Source organism: Burkholderia sp. MSMB1589WGS (assembly GCF_001636105.1).
Classification (GTDB): domain Bacteria; phylum Pseudomonadota; class Gammaproteobacteria; order Burkholderiales; family Burkholderiaceae; genus Burkholderia; species Burkholderia humptydooensis.
In genome coordinates this window covers 488,570-504,458 of the sequence record NZ_LNJT01000007.1, presented here as the reverse complement: position 1 = coordinate 504,458, position 15,889 = coordinate 488,570, and the positions used below count along the sequence as shown (strand labels likewise).

Genomic DNA, 15,889 nt, shown 5'->3' with positions numbered 1-15,889 from the left:
CGCCTAGACTTTCGCGGACGGCGCAACCCTATCGAAACAGGGAGGAACGAGCCGATGTCGAAACTGTATTCATTCAACGCGCAGGCGCTTTCGGGCGGCGAGGTGCCGCTCGAGCAGTACCGGGGCAAGGTGCTCCTCATCGTCAACACAGCGAGCGAATGCGGATTCACGCCGCAGTACGCGGGGCTGCAGCAGTTGTACGACCGCTTTCGCGAACGCGGGCTCGTCGTGCTCGGCTTTCCGTGCAATCAGTTCGGCAAGCAGGAGCCGGGCGACGCGTCGCAGATCGGCGCGTTCTGCGAGAAGAACTACGGCGTCACGTTTCCGATGTTCGCGAAGATCGACGTGAACGGCGCGAACGCGCACCCTCTGTACCGGTATCTGACCGAAGAGGCGCCCGGCATTCTCGGCCTCAAGGCGATCAAGTGGAATTTCACGAAGTTCCTCGTGAACCGGGAAGGCGAGATCGTGAAGCGCTACGCGCCGTCGACGAAGCCCGAGGATATCGCTGCGGACGTCGACAAGCTGCTCTAAGCCAGGCGGCGCGCGGTGCGCCGCGCGCCGTCAGAGAATCGGCGCGAACAGCCGCGCGACGTGCATCGCGACGCGCCGCCACGCGGGCGAGCGCCGGTATTCGCTCAGATCGACTTCGAACGCGTCGCCGAAGTCGCGCGCGAGCATTGTCTCGACTTCGGTTGCGAAGCCTTCGTCGACGGTCAGCACCATGATCTCGAAATTCAGCCGGAACGACCGGTTGTCCAGGTTCGCGCTGCCGATGGCGGCGGCAGCGCGGTCGATCAGCACGACCTTCTGGTGCAGGAAGCCGGGGCGGTAGCGGAAGATCCGCACGCCCGCGTCGACGAGATCGCGCGCATAGAGCTTCGACGCTTCGAATACGACATAGTGATCGCGCCGGCTCGGGATCAGCACCCGCACGTCGACGCCGCGCATCACCGCGAGCTTCAGCGCGGAAATCACCGCCTCGTCGGGCACGAGGTAGGGCGTCGTGATCCACACACGCTCGCGCGCGGCGTTGATCGCCTCCGCGAAGAAGAGCGAGCCCGTCTCCTGCTTGTCGGCGGGGCCCATCGGCACGACGAGGCAGTGCATGTCGGCGTCGGGCGCGGGCGCGGGCGGCGGCGCCTGCGGCGGCAGCGACTGGGTCGCCCAGTGCCAGTCCTCGGCGAACACGTACTGGATGTTCGCGACGGCGGGGCCGCGCACTTCGATGTGCGTGTCGCGCCACGGCGACAGGCGCGGGTTGCCGCCGAGATATTCGACGCCGACGTTGTGGCCGCCGACGAACGCACGTTCTCCGTCGACGACGACGATCTTCCGGTGGTTGCGGAAGTTGAGCTGGAAGCGGTTGACGAACTGTTTGTTGGTCGCGAACGGATGCACTTCGACGCCGCCTTCGCGCAGCGCGTGCACGTAGCTCGACGGCAGATCGAAGCTGCCGATGCTGTCGTACAGCAGATAGCAGCGCACGCCTGCCTTCGCGCGCGCGATCAGCGTGTCGCGCAGCATTGCGCCGAGCGCGTCGTCGCGGACGATGAAGAACTGGACGATCACGTAGCTGCGCGCGGCGTCGATCGCGGCGAGGATCGCGGAGAACGTCGCGTCGCCGTTGACGAGCGTGCGCACCGCGTTGCCCGCGACGAAGGGCATGCCGACCAGGCGCGTGAGCGCGCGCACGCGCGCGATGCCGAGCGCGTCCTTCGGCGCGCCGAGCGTCGAGCCTTCGGCGCCCCACGGCGCGGGATGCGTGCGGGTGCGCAGCGCCGCGGTCTCGTGGCGGCGCGCGTCGACATAGCCGGAGAACTTGCTGCGGCCGAGGAACAGATACGGGATCAGCGTCAGGTAGGGCATCGCCGTCAACGACACCGCCCAGGCGATCGCGCCTTGCGACGTGCGCGTGTTCAGGATCGCATGGCAGGCGGCGATCACGCCGAGCATGTGCGCGAGGCCGATGAGGGTGCCGAGATGGAGCCAGTCGAGGGTCATGAGCGCGTCGGATTCCAGAAGGAGGCCACGCGGCGCGCGCCGACCGGACGCCGCTTACGCGCATCTTACCGAAGCGTGCGCGCAAGCGGTCACTCCGTATGAGCCGGACATGCCGGTCCGCTTCAGCCGGCGACGGCGGGCAGGTCGCCCGCGTGGATCAGGAACACGCTGTCGTCGCCCGCGCTCGTCGGCAGCCAGACGAGATCGAGGCCGCCGAACGCCGCCTCGACGTTCGCGCGCTCGTTGCCGATCTCGACGACGAGCACGCCGTCGTCCTTCAGCCAGCGGCGCGCTTCGCCGACGATGCGGCGCACGATGTCCATTCCGTCCGCGCCGCCCGCCAGCGCCATTTCCGGCTCGTGCCGGTACTCGGCCGGCAGCTCGGCCATCGAATCCGAGTTCACGTACGGCGGGTTCGTGATGATCGCGTCGTAGCGCTGCGCGGGATCGATCCACTTGAACTGCGGCAGCGGCGCGTACAGGTCGCCGTGGTACAGCGCGATCCGCTCGTCGAGCCCGTAGTCGTCGCGATTGATCTTCGCGACTTCGAGCGCGTCGGCCGACAGGTCGACTGCGTCGACGCTCGCGTTCGGGAATGCGAGCGCGGCGAGGATCGCGAGGCAGCCGGAGCCCGTGCACAGCTCGAGCACCGAGCCGACCAGTTCGGGGTCCTCGACATACGGCTGCAGGCCGTCGTCGAGCAGCTCGCCGATGAACGAGCGCGGGACGATCACGCGCTCGTCGACGTAAAAGCGATGGCCGTGCATCCACGCTTCGTGCGTGAGATACGCGGCGGGCACGCGCTCGGTCGCGCGGCGCTCGATCACGGCGAGCACCGCGTCGATCTCGTCGGGCGCGAGGCGCGCGTCGAGGAACGGCTCGAGCGTGTCGAGCGGCAGATGCAGCGTGTGCAGCACGAGATAGACCGCTTCGTCGAACGCGTTGTCCGAGCCGTGGCCGAACGCGAGCTTCGCCTGCGAGAAGCGCGACACCGCGTAGCGCACGAGGTCGCGGACGGTCTTGAACGGGGAGGGGGATGTCGTCATCGGGCGGCCTTCGTCAAGCGATCAGTTGTTCGAGCACGCGGCGGTACACGTTCTTCAGCGGATCGACGAAGCGCACTTCGATGTGCTCGTCGATCTTGTGGATGCTCGCGTTCGGCGGGCCGAACTCGATCACCTGCGGGCAGATGCGCGCGATGAAGCGGCCGTCCGACGTGCCGCCCGTCGTCGACAGCTCGGGCGAGAGGCCGGTTTCCGCGTGGATCGCCGCGTCGAGCGCGTTCGACAGCTCGCCGCGCGGCGTGAGGAACGGCAGGCCGCTCACCGACCAGTTCAGCTCGTAGTCGAGCCCGTGCTTGTCGAGGATCGCGTGCACGCGCGCCTGCAGGCTCTCGACCGTGCTCGCCGTCGAGAAACGGAAGTTGAACATCAGATCCGCGTGGCCCGGAATCACGTTCGTCGCGCCGGTGCCCGCGCGCAGGTTCGACACCTGCCAGGTGGTCGGCGGGAAGTATTCGTTGCCCGCGTCCCATTGCTCGGCCGCGAGCTCGGCGAGTGCCGGCGCGAGCAGGTGGATCGGATTCTTCGCGAGATGCGGATACGCGATGTGGCCCTGCACGCCCTTGACGATGAGCTCGCCCGACATCGAGCCGCGCCGGCCGTTCTTCACGACGTCGCCGAGCGTCGCCGTCGACGTCGGCTCGCCGACGATGCAGTAGTCGAGCCGCTCGCCGCGCGCGGCGAGCGCTTCGACGACCTTCACGGTGCCGTCGGTCGCCGGGCCTTCCTCGTCGCTCGTGATCAGAAAGCCGATCGAGCCGCGATGCTGCGGATGCGCGGCGACGAACTCCTCGGCCGCGACGACGAAGCCCGCGAGCGAGCTCTTCATGTCGGCCGCGCCGCGCCCGTACAGCTTGCCGTCGCGGTGCGTCGGCACGAAGGGCGGCGAGCTCCACTGCTCGAGCGGGCCGGTCGGCACGACGTCGGTATGGCCCGCGAACGCGAGCAGCTTGCCTTCGCGGCCGGCCGCGCCGCGCTTGACGGCCCAGAAGTTCGTCACGCCGTGCGACGCGATCGTTTCGCACTCGAAGCCGAGCGCGGCGAGGCGCTCGATCATCAACTGCTGGCAGTGCTGATCGTCGGGCGTGACGGACGCGCGCGCGATCAACTGTTCGGTGAGGGCAAGGGTGGCGGACATGTTTCGGACCACTTTCGATAAAAAATGCCGGCGCGACGGCCGGCAGCATGTTGGGGGCGGCGGCGCCCGGGGCTCAGGCGAAAAGCCCCGCGTACCCGTCGGCCGAGAAGCCGAGGGCCTTCACGCGGCCGTCGACGACGACGACGGGCCGCTTGATCACCGAGGGCTTGTCGATCATCAGCGCGATCGCGCCCGCCTCGGATTCGGCTGCGGCCTTCTGCTCGTCGGTGAGCGCGCGCCACGTGGTGCCGCGCCGGTTGACGAGCGCCGCGAGCGGCACGTCCGCGAGCCAGCCCTCGACGAGCGGCGCGCTCACGCCCGCCTTCTTGAAATCGTGGAACGCGAACTCGACGCCGTGCGATTCGAGCCATGTGCGGGCCTTCTTCACGGTGTCGCAGTTCGGTATCCCGTAGACGACGGTGCCGGCCGCGGCTTTCGCGCCCGCCATCAGTCGCCCCGCAGCAGTTCGTTCAGGCCGACCTTCGCGCGCGTCTTCGCGTCGACCTTCTTCACGATCACCGCGCAGTACAGGCTGTACGCGCCGTCCTTCGACGGCAGGTTGCCCGCGACGACGACCGAGCCGGCCGGAATGCGGCCGTACGTCACTTCGCCCGTCTCGCGATCGTAGATCTTCGTGCTCTGGCCGAGGTACACGCCCATCGAGATCACCGAGTTCTCCTCGACGATCACGCCTTCGACGACTTCCGAGCGCGCGCCGATGAAGCAGTTGTCCTCGATGATGACGGGGTTCGCCTGCAGCGGCTCGAGCACGCCGCCGATGCCGACGCCGCCCGACAGGTGCACGTTCTTGCCGATCTGCGCGCACGAGCCGACCGTCGCCCAGGTGTCGACCATCGTGCCTTCGTCGACGTATGCGCCGATGTTCGTGTACGACGGCATCAGCACGACGTTCTTCGCGATGAACGAGCCGCGGCGCGCGATCGCGGGCGGCACGACGCGAAAGCCGCCCGCGGCGAAATCTTCGGCGGTGTAGTTCGCGAACTTCGACGGCACCTTGTCATAGAACTGCGTGTAGCCTCCCGCCGGCATCGGCGCGTTGTCCTCCAGGCGGAACGACAGCAGCACGGCCTTCTTCAGCCACTGGTGCACGGTCCATGCGCCGTCGATCTTCTCGGCGACGCGCAGCGCGCCGCGGTCGAGCTGCTCGATCGCGTGCGCGACGGCTTCGCGGATTTCCGCGGACGCGGCCTTCGGCGACAGCTCGGCGCGGTTTTCCCAGGCGTTATCGATGATTTGCTGAAGTTGTTGCGACATGTTCGTGGCTATGCTGGACGTGGATGATGGATGAATCGGGGGCGCTTTGGCACGCGGCGCGCGTTCAGCGGGCGAGGCCGCGGCAGAAGTCGACGATGCGCTGCGCGCCTTCGACGCATTCGGCCGTGCCGGCGACGAGCGCGATCCGGACGAAGTCGCGGCCGGGATTCGCGCCGTGTGCGTCGCGGGCGAGATACGAGCCGGGCAGGACCGTCACATTATAGTCGGCGTAGAGGCGCCGGGCGAACTCGGTGTCCGACAGGCCGGTTCGCGCAACGTTCGCCCACAGGTAGAACGCGGCGTCGGGCAGGCGCACGTCGACGGCGCCGGCGAGCATCGGCGTGACGATGGCGAATTTCTGCGCGTAGAGCGCGCGGTTCTCGCGCACATGCGCCTCGTCGCCCCACGCGGCGATGCTCGCCTTTTGCCAGACGGGCGACAGCGCCGCGCCGTGATAGGTGCGGTACAGCAGGAAGCGCTTGAGGAGCGCCGCGTCGCCCGCGACGAAGCCCGAGCGCATGCCCGGCACGTTCGAGCGCTTCGACAGGCTCGACAGCATCACGAGGCGCTCGAACCCGCGGCCCAGCTTGTGCGCCGCCTCGAGGCCGCCCAACGGCGGCGTCGCCTCGTCGAAGTAGATCTCCGAATAGCATTCGTCCGACGCGATCACGAAGCCGTGCTCGTCCGACAGCGCGAAGAGCTCGCGCCAGTCGTCGAGCGTCAGCACGGCGCCCGTCGGGTTGCCCGGCGAGCACACGTAGACGAGCTGCGTGCGCGCCCACACGCCGGCCGGCACGACCGAATAGTCGGGCGCGAAGTTGCGCGCCGGGTCGCTGTTGACGAAGTACGGCTCGGCGCCCGCGAGGAGCGCCGCGCCTTCGTAGATTTGATAGAAAGGATTCGGACAGAGTACGATCGGCCTTTCGCCGCTTTGGCTTTCATCGCTTGGCCTTTCACCGTTCCCGCACGGGCTCGAATCGATCACTGCCTGCGCGAGCGAGAAGAGCGCCTCGCGCGAGCCCGACGCGGCGAGCACCTGCGTCGCCGCGTCGATCGCCGGCAGCCCGTAGCGCCGCTCGAGCCAGCGCGCGAGCGCCTCGCGCAGCGCGTCGGTGCCCGCCGTCGCCGGATACGACGCGAGGCCGTCGAGCGCGGCGGCCGCGGCGTCGCGGATCAGCGCGGGCGTCGCGTGCTTCGGCTCGCCGATGCCGAAGCTGATCGGCGACAGATGCGCGCTCGGCGTCACGCCGGCAAAGAGCGCGCGGAGCTTTTCGAACGGGTAGGGCTGCAGCGTGTCGAGACGAGGATTCACGGGCGTGTGGCTCACGGAGCCGGTAGATGGCCGATCGGATGGGCCGGTTTAAGCGAAACGGGCGCGAAGCGGCGGCGCGGCTGGCGCCGCCGGGCGCGGCGGATCGCGGCGCGGGATGCCGGCGTGCCGGCGCGTGCCGGCCTGGTGGGCGCGGCGACGGCGCTCGATTATAGCGTGACATCGGACGGCGGAACGCGCGGGGCGCGCGCCGCGACGCCGTCCGGGGAAGGAAAAAAATAGAGGTTCGGTTTGCAAGCGAATGAACGACGGAGCGCCCGCTGGCCGACGCTCGCGATTCTGGTCGGGGCGTCGGTATGGGGCCTGATCTGGTATCCGTTGCGCCTGCTCGCGGCGCTCGGCGTGACGGGCACGGCGGCGAGCGCGGCGACGAGCGTCGTCGCGTGTGCGTTCGTGCTGATCGTGCGGCGCAAGTCGATCGCGACCGTGCGCCGGCATTGGCTGCTGCCCGCGTTGGGCGTCGCCGCGGGCGTGACGAATCTCGGCTTCGTCTGGGGCACGATTCACGGCGAAGTGTTGCGCGTGATGCTGCTTTTCTATCTGACGCCCGCGTGGACCGCGATCTACGCGCACGTCATCCTGCGCGAGCGGCTGAACGCGGCGGGCGCGGCGCTCGCCGCGCTGTCGCTCGGCGGCGCGGTGCTGATGCTGTGGTCGCCGCGGCTCGGCGTGCCGCTGCCGTCGAACCCGGCCGAATGGGCGGGGCTCGCGGCCGGGATGAGCTTCGCGATGAGCAACGTGCTCGTCGTCAAGGCGAGCCGCGAGCTGCCGCAGATGAAGCCCGAGATGCGCACGGCGACGCTGTTCGCCGGCGCGGCCGCGATGGGCGTCGCCGCGTCGTTCGTCGAGGGGCTGCCGCCGTTGCCCGCGGGCGGCGAGCTCGGCCGTGCGGCGCTTCTCGTCGTCGGGATCGGCGTGACGGTCGCGGCGAACAACATGCTCGTCCAGCACGGCCTCGCGCGCGTGCCGGCGAACCGCGCGTCGATCATCATGCTGTTCGAGATTGTTATCACCGCGTTGTCGGCGTGGCTTTTTGCCAACGAAGTGCCGAGCGCGCGCGAATGGTCGGGCGGCCTGTGCATCGTTGTGGCGACCCTGCTGTCGAGCCGCGTGCATCGGGCCCGCCCGGCGGGCGACGAGCCGCGCGAGCCGCGGGACGGCGCGCGCGCGATGGTATGATTGGCCCCATCCGCGGGGCCGGCTGCTTGACAGCACGGCCCCGTTTTTCGAATCTTGGGCGTGCGGCGCGCGCGCGGGCCTTTTGGCCGAATCGCGGCGCGCAACGCAGGCTCCGAACCGTTTCACACTCTTTACCACCGATACCGCCGTGCGTCTGAGCTCGATCAAACTCGCTGGCTTCAAATCTTTCGTCGATCCCACGCACTTCCAGGTTCCAGGTCAACTGGTCGGCGTGGTGGGCCCGAACGGGTGCGGCAAGTCCAACATCATCGACGCCGTGCGCTGGGTGCTCGGCGAGTCGCGCGCGTCCGAGCTGCGCGGCGAGTCGATGCAGGACGTGATCTTCAACGGCTCGACGGCCCGCAAGCCCGGCAGCCGGGCGAGCGTCGAGCTGATCTTCGACAACTCCGACGGCCGCGCGGCCGGCCAGTGGGGCCAGTACGGCGAGATCGCCGTGAAGCGCGTGCTCACGCGCGACGGCACGTCGAGCTACTACATCAACAACCTGCCCGCGCGCCGCCGCGACATCCAGGACATCTTCCTCGGCACGGGCCTCGGGCCGCGCGCGTACGCGATCATCGGGCAGGGGATGATCGCGCGGATCATCGAGGCGAAGCCCGAGGAGCTGCGCGTGTTCCTCGAAGAGGCGGCGGGCGTGTCGAAGTACAAGGAGCGCCGCCGCGAGACCGAGAACCGGCTGCACGACACGCGCGAGAACCTGACGCGCGTCGAGGACATCGTCCGCGAGCTCGGCTCGAATCTCGAGAAGCTCGAGGCGCAGGCCGTCGTCGCGACGAAGTACAAGGAGCTCGTCGCCGACGGCGACGAGAAGCAGCGCCTGCTGTGGCTGCTGCGCAAGAACGAGGCGGCCGCCGAGCAGGACAGGCAGCGCCGCGCGATCGGCGAAGCGCAGCTCGAGCTCGACGCGCAGACCGCGAAGCTGCGCGAAGTCGAGGCGCAGCTCGAGACGCTGCGCGTCGCGCACTATTCGGCGAGCGACGCGATGCAGGGCGCGCAGGGCGCGCTCTACGAGGCGAACGCCGAGGTGAGCCGGCTCGAGGCGGAGATCAAGTTCATCGTCGAATCGCGCAACCGCGTGCAGTCGCAGATCGCCGCGCTCGTCGCGCAGCAGGAGCAGTGGCGCGCGCAGGCGGACAAGGCGCAGGGCGACCTCGAAGAGGCCGAAGAGGCGCGCGCGGTCGCCGACGAAAAGGCGGCGACCGCCGAGGACGACGCGGCCGCGAAGCACGACGCGCTGCCCGCGCTCGAGGCGCGCTGGCGCGATGCGCAGGCGGGCCTGAACGACGAGCGCGGCCGGATCGCGCAGACCGAGCAGGCGCTCAAGCTCGAAGCCGCGCACCAGCGCAACGCCGATCAGCAACTGCAACAGCTTCAGCAGCGCCACGAGCGCCTGAAGGCCGAAGCGGGCGGCCTCGACGCGCCGGACGAGGCGCAGCTCGAGGAGCTGCGGATGCAGCTCACCGAGCACGAGGAGATTCTGGCCGAAGCGCAGGCGCGCCTCGCCGACGCGCAGGAGACGCTGCCGCGCCTCGACGCGGAGCGTCGCGCGGCGCACGAGCGCGTGCAGGCCGAGAGCGCGCAGATTCATCAGCTCGAAGCGCGCCTCGCCGCGCTCAGGCAACTGCAGGAAAACGTGCAGACGGAAGGCAAGATCCAGCCGTGGCTCGACAAGCACGAGCTCGGCGCGCTGCCGCGTCTGTGGAAGAAGCTGCACGTCGAGGCCGGCTGGGAAACCGCGCTCGAAGCGGTGCTGCGCGAGCGGCTCGCGGCGCTCGAAGTGTCGAATCTCGACTGGGTGAAGGCGTTCGCGACCGACGCGCCGCCCGCGAAGCTCGCGTTCTACGCGCCGCCCGCCGCAGGCGAGCCGCTCGCCGCGCCGGGCGCGCTGCGCCCGCTGCTGCCGCTCGTGCGGATCGACGACGCGGGCCTGCGCGCGGTGCTCAACGACTGGCTCGGCACGGTGTTCGTCGCCGACGACCTCGCGCAGGCGCTCGCCGCGCGCACGCAACTGCCGCAGGGCGGCGCGTTCGTCGTGAAGGCGGGCCACGTCGTCACGCGCTCGGGCGTGCAGCTCTACGCGGCCGATTCCGAGCAGGCGGGGATGCTCGCGCGCGCGCAGGAAATCGAGAACCTGGCGCGCCAGGTGCGCGCGCAGGCGCTGCTGTCCGACGAAGCGAAGGCGGCGGCGGTCCGCGCGGAAGCGGCGCACACGCAGGCGTCGCAGGCGCTGACCGAAGTGCGCGCGCAGGCCGAGCGCGCGACGCAGCGCGTGCACGCGCTGCAAATGGACGTGCTCAAGCTCGCGCAGGCGCACGAGCGCTACACGCAGCGCAGCACGCAGATCCGCGAGGAGCTCGAGGAGATCGGCGCGCAGATCGAGGAGCAGCGCGCGCTGCGCGCGGAATCGGAGGCGAACTTCGAGCGCCACGACGCCGAGCTCGCCGAGCTGCAGGCGCGCTTCGAGGACAACCAGCTCGCGTTCGAGTCGCTCGACGAGACGCTGACGAACGCGCGCCAGGAAGCGCGCGAGCGCGAGCGTGCGGCTACCGACGCGCGCTTCGCCGCGCGTCAGTCCGCGAACCGGATCGACGAACTGAAGCGCTCGATCCAGGTCGCGCACGAGCAGGCGGAGCGCGTCGCGGCGTCGCTCGAGGACGCGCGCGCGGAGCTCGAGACGATCAACGAGCAGACCGCGCACACCGGCCTGCAGGACGCGCTCGAAGTGCGCGCGGCGAAGGAGCGGGCGCTCGGCGCCGCGCGCGCGGAGCTCGACGATCTCACCGCGAAGCTGCGCGCGGCCGACGAGACGCGGCTCGCGGCCGAGCGCTCGCTGCAGCCGCTGCGCGAGCGCATCACCGAGCTGCAACTGAAGGAGCAGGCGGCGCGCATGACAGGCGAGCAGTTCGCCGAGCAGCTCGCGGCGGCCGAGGTCGACGAGGCGGCGCTCAGGGAAAAGCTCGCGCCGGACATGAAGCCGTCGTACCTGCAGGGCGAGGTCACGCGGATCAATAATGCGATCAACGCGCTCGGCCCCGTCAACATGGCGGCGCTGGAGGAGCTCGCGGCCGCGAGCGAGCGCAAGGTGTTCCTCGACGCGCAATCGGCCGACCTGACGAACGCGATCGAGACGCTCGAGGACGCGATCCGCAAGATCGACCAGGAAACGCGCGCGCTCTTGCAGGCGACCTTCGACGAAGTGAACCGCCATTTCAGCGATCTGTTCCCGCGCCTGTTCGGCGGCGGCCAGGCGAAGCTCATCATGACGGGCGACGAGATTCTCGACGCCGGCGTGCAGGTGATGGCGCAGCCGCCCGGCAAGAAGAACGCGACGATCCACCTGCTGTCGGGCGGCGAGAAGGCGCTGACGGCGACCGCGCTCGTGTTCGCGATGTTCCAGTTGAATCCGGCGCCGTTCTGTCTGCTCGACGAGGTCGACGCGCCGCTCGACGACGCGAACACCGAGCGCTTCGCGAATCTCGTGCGCGCGATGTCGGACAAGACGCAGTTCCTCTTCATCTCGCACAACAAGATCGCGATGGAGATGGCGCAGCAACTGATCGGCGTGACGATGCAGGAGCAGGGCGTGTCGCGGATCGTCGCGGTCGACATGGAAACGGCCGCGGGTTTTGCCCAGAATTGACGTTTGACGAATGGCCCCGCGGGCGCGCGGCGCATCGGCGCCCGCCCGCGAGTCCGATGAAAAAGAATTGGATGGAGCTTGCATGGACGAGTTGACACTCGGGTTGATCGGCGCGGGCGCCGTCGTGGTGGGCGGCGTCGTGGTCTACAACGCGTGGCAGGGCGCGAAGGTGCGCCGGCGGATGCCGCGCCCGATGCCGACGGAGGCGGCCGAGGCCGCCGCGCGGCACGAGCGCGACGAGGACGCGCCCTTCATCGAGCCGGTGCGGCAGCCGGCGCGTCGCGAGGCCGTGGCGGGCGGCGCGGCGGGCAGCGCGTCGGGCGCGCGAAGCGGCGACGCAGCGCGCGTCGAGCCGACGTTCGGCGGCGGCGTGGCCCCCGCCGATACGCCGGCCGACCTGCAGGCCGAGGCGACTGCCGCGAATGGCGCGGTCGAGCCCGCCGTCGAAACAGCGCATGGCGACGAAGCGGCCGCCGCGCCCGATTCGGCGCGCGACGAGCCGGTCGAACCGGTGCTGCCCGCCGCGACGACGATTTCCGCGGCGCCGCCCGCGATCGTCGACCGCCGGATCGACTGCATCGTGCCGATCCGCCTCGCGAGCCCGCTTGCGGGCGACAAGATCCTGCCCGCCGCGCAGCGGCTGCGCCGCGCGGGCAGCAAGCCGGTGCACATCGAGGGCAAGCCGGATGGCGGCGACGCATGGGAGCTGCTGCAAAACGGCGTGCGCTACGAAGAGCTGCGCGCGGCCGCGCAGCTCGCGAACCGCAGCGGCCCGCTCAACGAGCTCGAGTTCTCCGAATTCGTGACGGGCGTCCAGCAGTTCGCGGACGCGATCGACGGCGCGCCGGAATTCCCGGACATGATGGAAACGGTGTCGATGGCGCGCGAACTCGACGGTTTCGCCGCGCAATGCGACGCGCAACTGTCGATCAACGTGATGTCGGACGGCGCGCCGTGGTCGGCGAACTACGTGCAGGCGGTTGCGTCGCAGGACGGGCTCTTGCTGTCGCGCGACGGCACGCGTTTCGTGAAGCTCGACGCGAAGCAGAATCCCGTGTTCATGCTGCAGTTCGGCGACACGAATTTCCTGCGCGACGATCTCACGTACAAGGGCGGCAATCTGATCACGCTCGTGCTCGACGTGCCCGTCGCCGACGAGGACATTCTGCCGTTCAGGCTGATGTGCGACTACGCGAAATCGCTGTCCGAGCGGATCGGCGCGCGCGTCGTCGACGACCAGCGCCGGCCGCTGCCCGAATCGACGCTGCTCGCAATCGAGCAGCAACTGATGAAGCTGTACGCGCGGCTCGAGGAGGCGGGGATTCCGGCCGGCTCGCCCGTCACGCGGCGGCTGTTCAGTCAGTAGGAACAAGCCGGGTGCTGCGGTTTTCGCTGCGGCGCAGCGCGGCCGGCGCGCCTCGCGCGGGCGATGGCGGTCGCGGCTGCCGATGGCGGCTTGGTGATCGCGGCTGGTGATCGCGTTGCCGCACCGCATCATCCGAACCGTCGGACGCAGGCGATTTCCGCACTCGTTCGGCCATCCAGCCGATGCCGAAACGGGCTCGGAACTGAGATAATCGTCGCCTGATTATCCTCACGAGAAAGTGCCGCCAGCATGGCCCGATCCCCTGTTGAACCGCCCGCCAGCCAGCCGGCGAAGCGCGCCGCGTGGCTGCGCGCCGAGCTCGAGCGGGCGAACTACGCGTATTACGTGCTCGATCAGCCGGACCTGCCCGACGCCGAGTACGATCGCCTCTTCGTCGAACTCCAGCAGATCGAGGCCGAGCACCCCGATCTCGTCACGCCCGATTCGCCGACGCAGCGCGTCGGCGGCGAAGTCGCGGGCGGCTTCACGCCGGTCGTCCACGACACGCCGATGCTGTCGCTCAACAACGGCTTTTCCGACGACGACGTCGTCGCATTCGACAAGCGCGTCGCCGACGGCCTCGACAAGGCGACCGACCTCGCCGGCACCGTGACCGAGCCCGTCGAATACGCGTGCGAGCTGAAGTTCGACGGCCTGGCGATCTCGCTGCGCTACGAGGGCGGCCGCTTCGTGCAGGCATCGACGCGCGGCGACGGCACGACGGGCGAAGACGTCACCGAGAACATCCGCACGGTCCGCTCGATTCCGCTGACGCTCAAGGGCAGGCATGTGCCGCGCATGCTCGACGTGCGCGGCGAAGTGCTGATGTTCAAGCGCGATTTCGCGCGCCTGAACGAGCGCCAGCGCGCGGCGGGCCAGCGCGAGTTCGCGAATCCGCGCAACGCGGCGGCGGGCAGCCTGCGGCAGCTCGATTCGAAGATCACCGCGTCGCGGCCGCTGTCGTTTTTCGCATACGGGATCGGCGTGCTCGACGGCGTCGAGATGCCCGGCACGCACAGCGGCCTGCTCGACTGGTACGAGACGCTCGGCCTGCCGGTGAACCGCGAGCGCGCGGTCGTGCGCGGCGCGGCGGGCCTGCTCGGATTCTTCCATTCGGTGGGCGAGCGGCGCGAATCGCTGCCGTACGACATCGACGGCGTCGTCTACAAGGTGAACCGCCGCGACGAGCAGGATCGGCTCGGCTTCGTGTCGCGCGCGCCGCGCTTCGCGCTCGCGCACAAGTTCCCCGCGCAGGAGGCGCTCACGAAGCTCGTCGCGATCGACGTGCAGGTCGGCCGCACGGGCGCGATCACGCCGGTCGCGCGGCTCGAGCCCGTGTTCGTCGGCGGCGCGACCGTCACGAACGCGACGCTGCACAACGAGGACGAGGTGCGCCGCAAGGACATCCGGATCGGCGACACGGTCATCGTGCGCCGCGCGGGCGACGTGATTCCGGAAGTGGTGTCGGCCGTGCTCGACCGGCGTCCCGCCGATGCGCGCGAGTTCGTGATGCCGACCGAGTGCCCGGAATGCGGATCGCGGATCGAGCGATTGCCCGACGAGGCGATCGCGCGCTGCACGGGCGGGCTGTTCTGCCCCGCGCAGCGCAAGCAGGCGCTCTGGCACTTCGCGCAGCGCCGCGCGCTCGACATCGACGGGCTCGGCGAGAAGATCATCGATCAGCTCGTCGAGCAGAACCTCGTGCGCACGCCGGCCGATCTGTTCAATCTCGGCTTCTCGACGCTCGTCGAGCTCGATCGCTTCGCGGAGAAATCCGCGCAGAACCTGATCGACTCGCTCGAGAAGGCGAAGCACACGACGCTCGCGCGCTTCATTTACGCGCTCGGCATCCGGCACGTCGGCGAATCGACGGCGAAGGATCTCGCGAAGCACTTCGGCTCGCTCGATCCGGTCATGGACGCGTCGATCGACGAGTTGCTCGAAGTCAACGACGTCGGGCCGATCGTCGCCGAATCGATCCATCAGTTCTTCGCCGAGGAGCACAATCGCACGGTGATCGAGCAACTGCGCGCGAAGGGCAAGGTCAGGTGGCCCGAAGGGCCGCCCGCGCCGCGCGCGCCGCAAGGCGTGCTCGCGGGCAAGACCGTCGTGCTCACGGGCACGCTGCCGACGCTCACGCGCGACGCCGCGAAGGAGATGCTCGAGGCGGCGGGCGCGAAGGTGGCGGGCTCGGTGTCGAAGAAAACCGATTACGTCGTCGCGGGCGCCGACGCGGGCAGCAAGCTCGCGAAAGCCGAGGAACTCGGCATTCCGGTGCTGGACGAAGCAGGCATGCACAAACTCCTGGAGGGCCACGCGCGATGATTCGCGAGATTCTGAAGATGGGCGATCCGCGTCTGCTGGAAGTTGCCCGGCCGGTCGAGACGTTCAACACGCCGGAGCTGCACGCGCTCGTCGCGGACATGTTCGAGACGATGCATCACGCGAACGGCGCGGGGCTCGCCGCGCCGCAGATCGGCGTCGGGCTGCAGGTGATCATCTTCGGCTTTGGCAACAGCGAGCGCTACCCGGAGGCGCCGCCCGTGCCGGAGACCGTGCTCGTCAATCCAGGCGTCGAGTATCTGCCGCCCGACATGGAGGAGGGCTGGGAGGGCTGCCTGTCGGTGCCGGGGCTGCGCGGCGTCGTGAGCCGCTACCGGCGCGTGCGCTACAGCGGCTTCGACCAGTACGGCGCGAAGCTCGAGCGGATCGCGGAGGGGTTCCACGCGCGGGTCGTCCAGCACGAGTACGATCATCTGATCGGCAAGCTCTATCCGATGCGGATCACCGATTTCTCGAAGTTCGGCTACACCGACGTGCTGTTCCCGGGGCTCGACGCGCAAGCCGACTGACCGGCGAAGCGGCGAGCGACGGC

Annotated in this window: 12 protein-coding genes; 6 read left to right on the top strand and 6 right to left on the bottom strand. The window is 69.4% G+C overall.

What is annotated here, in order from left to right; genetic code table 11:
* Positions 1-54 precede the first annotated feature (54 nt).
* Positions 55-534, top strand: coding sequence for a glutathione peroxidase (locus tag WT16_RS10240; protein WP_006026046.1), 480 nt, complete (start codon positions 55-57; stop codon positions 532-534).
* 30 nt (positions 535-564) lie between these two features.
* Here the strand turns inward: WT16_RS10240 and cls are convergent, their stop codons facing one another.
* The 6 genes from cls to dapC form a co-directional block, all read right to left on the bottom strand.
* A complete protein-coding gene (cls, locus tag WT16_RS10235; protein ID WP_006026047.1) occupies positions 565-2,004 on the bottom strand; it encodes a cardiolipin synthase in 1,440 nt (479 codons plus the stop codon).
* Positions 2,005-2,126: 122 nt separating this feature from the next.
* The gene (gene prmB, locus WT16_RS10230; protein WP_063533264.1) at positions 2,127-3,050 is read right to left on the bottom strand and encodes a 50S ribosomal protein L3 N(5)-glutamine methyltransferase; all 924 of its coding nucleotides are present in this window, start codon (positions 3,048-3,050) and stop codon (positions 2,127-2,129) included.
* Positions 3,051-3,063: 13 nt separating this feature from the next.
* Complete coding sequence (dapE, locus tag WT16_RS10225; protein WP_063533263.1) at positions 3,064-4,203, bottom strand: succinyl-diaminopimelate desuccinylase; 1,140 nt, start codon at positions 4,201-4,203, stop codon at positions 3,064-3,066.
* Between the two features lie 73 nt (positions 4,204-4,276).
* Positions 4,277-4,651: an ArsC family reductase gene (locus tag WT16_RS10220; protein WP_063533262.1), complete on the bottom strand. Its 375-nt coding sequence runs from the start codon at positions 4,649-4,651 to the stop codon at positions 4,277-4,279.
* The gene (gene dapD, locus WT16_RS10215; protein ID WP_006026051.1) at positions 4,651-5,478 is read right to left on the bottom strand and encodes a 2,3,4,5-tetrahydropyridine-2,6-dicarboxylate N-succinyltransferase; all 828 of its coding nucleotides are present in this window, start codon (positions 5,476-5,478) and stop codon (positions 4,651-4,653) included. The genes WT16_RS10220 and dapD overlap by 1 nt, the downstream gene beginning before the upstream one ends.
* A gap of 64 nt (positions 5,479-5,542) precedes the next feature.
* Positions 5,543-6,790: a succinyldiaminopimelate transaminase gene (gene dapC, locus WT16_RS10210; RefSeq protein WP_197486465.1), complete on the bottom strand. Its 1,248-nt coding sequence runs from the start codon at positions 6,788-6,790 to the stop codon at positions 5,543-5,545.
* 249 nt (positions 6,791-7,039) lie between these two features.
* Between dapC and WT16_RS10205 the strand changes: the two genes are divergently transcribed.
* From WT16_RS10205 to def, 5 genes are all read left to right on the top strand, one after another.
* A complete protein-coding gene (locus WT16_RS10205; protein ID WP_063533260.1) occupies positions 7,040-7,987 on the top strand; it encodes a DMT family transporter in 948 nt (315 codons plus the stop codon).
* Positions 7,988-8,135: 148 nt separating this feature from the next.
* Entirely contained in the window at positions 8,136-11,648 is a 3,513-nt protein-coding gene (smc, locus tag WT16_RS10200) for a chromosome segregation protein SMC (protein WP_063533831.1), read from the top strand.
* An 82-nt stretch (positions 11,649-11,730) separates the two neighbouring features.
* Positions 11,731-13,014, top strand: coding sequence for a cell division protein ZipA C-terminal FtsZ-binding domain-containing protein (locus WT16_RS10195; RefSeq protein WP_063533259.1), 1,284 nt, complete (start codon positions 11,731-11,733; stop codon positions 13,012-13,014).
* Positions 13,015-13,263: 249 nt separating this feature from the next.
* A complete protein-coding gene (ligA, locus tag WT16_RS10190) occupies positions 13,264-15,339 on the top strand; it encodes an NAD-dependent DNA ligase LigA (RefSeq protein WP_015601699.1) in 2,076 nt (691 codons plus the stop codon).
* Positions 15,336-15,866, top strand: coding sequence for a peptide deformylase (gene def / locus WT16_RS10185; RefSeq protein WP_006026057.1), 531 nt, complete (start codon positions 15,336-15,338; stop codon positions 15,864-15,866). The genes ligA and def overlap by 4 nt, the downstream gene beginning before the upstream one ends.
* Positions 15,867-15,889: the final 23 nt, after the last annotated feature.

Bases quoted from the DNA above. Each gene is read 5' to 3' on its own strand.
- WT16_RS10195 (WP_063533259.1), top strand. From the start codon at position 11,731: ATGGACGAGTTGACACTCGGGTTGATCGGCGCGGGCGCCGTCGTGGTG.
- def (WP_006026057.1), top strand. From the start codon at position 15,336: ATGATTCGCGAGATTCTGAAGATGGGCGATCCGCGTCTGCTGGAAGTT.
- prmB (WP_063533264.1), bottom strand. From the start codon at position 3,050: ATGACGACATCCCCCTCCCCGTTCAAGACCGTCCGCGACCTCGTGCGC.
- dapE (WP_063533263.1), bottom strand. From the start codon at position 4,203: ATGTCCGCCACCCTTGCCCTCACCGAACAGTTGATCGCGCGCGCGTCC.
- WT16_RS10220 (WP_063533262.1), bottom strand. From the start codon at position 4,651: ATGGCGGGCGCGAAAGCCGCGGCCGGCACCGTCGTCTACGGGATACCG.
- dapD (WP_006026051.1), bottom strand. From the start codon at position 5,478: ATGTCGCAACAACTTCAGCAAATCATCGATAACGCCTGGGAAAACCGC.
- ligA (WP_015601699.1), top strand. From the start codon at position 13,264: ATGGCCCGATCCCCTGTTGAACCGCCCGCCAGCCAGCCGGCGAAGCGC.
- WT16_RS10240 (WP_006026046.1), top strand. From the start codon at position 55: ATGTCGAAACTGTATTCATTCAACGCGCAGGCGCTTTCGGGCGGCGAG.
- cls (WP_006026047.1), bottom strand. From the start codon at position 2,004: ATGACCCTCGACTGGCTCCATCTCGGCACCCTCATCGGCCTCGCGCAC.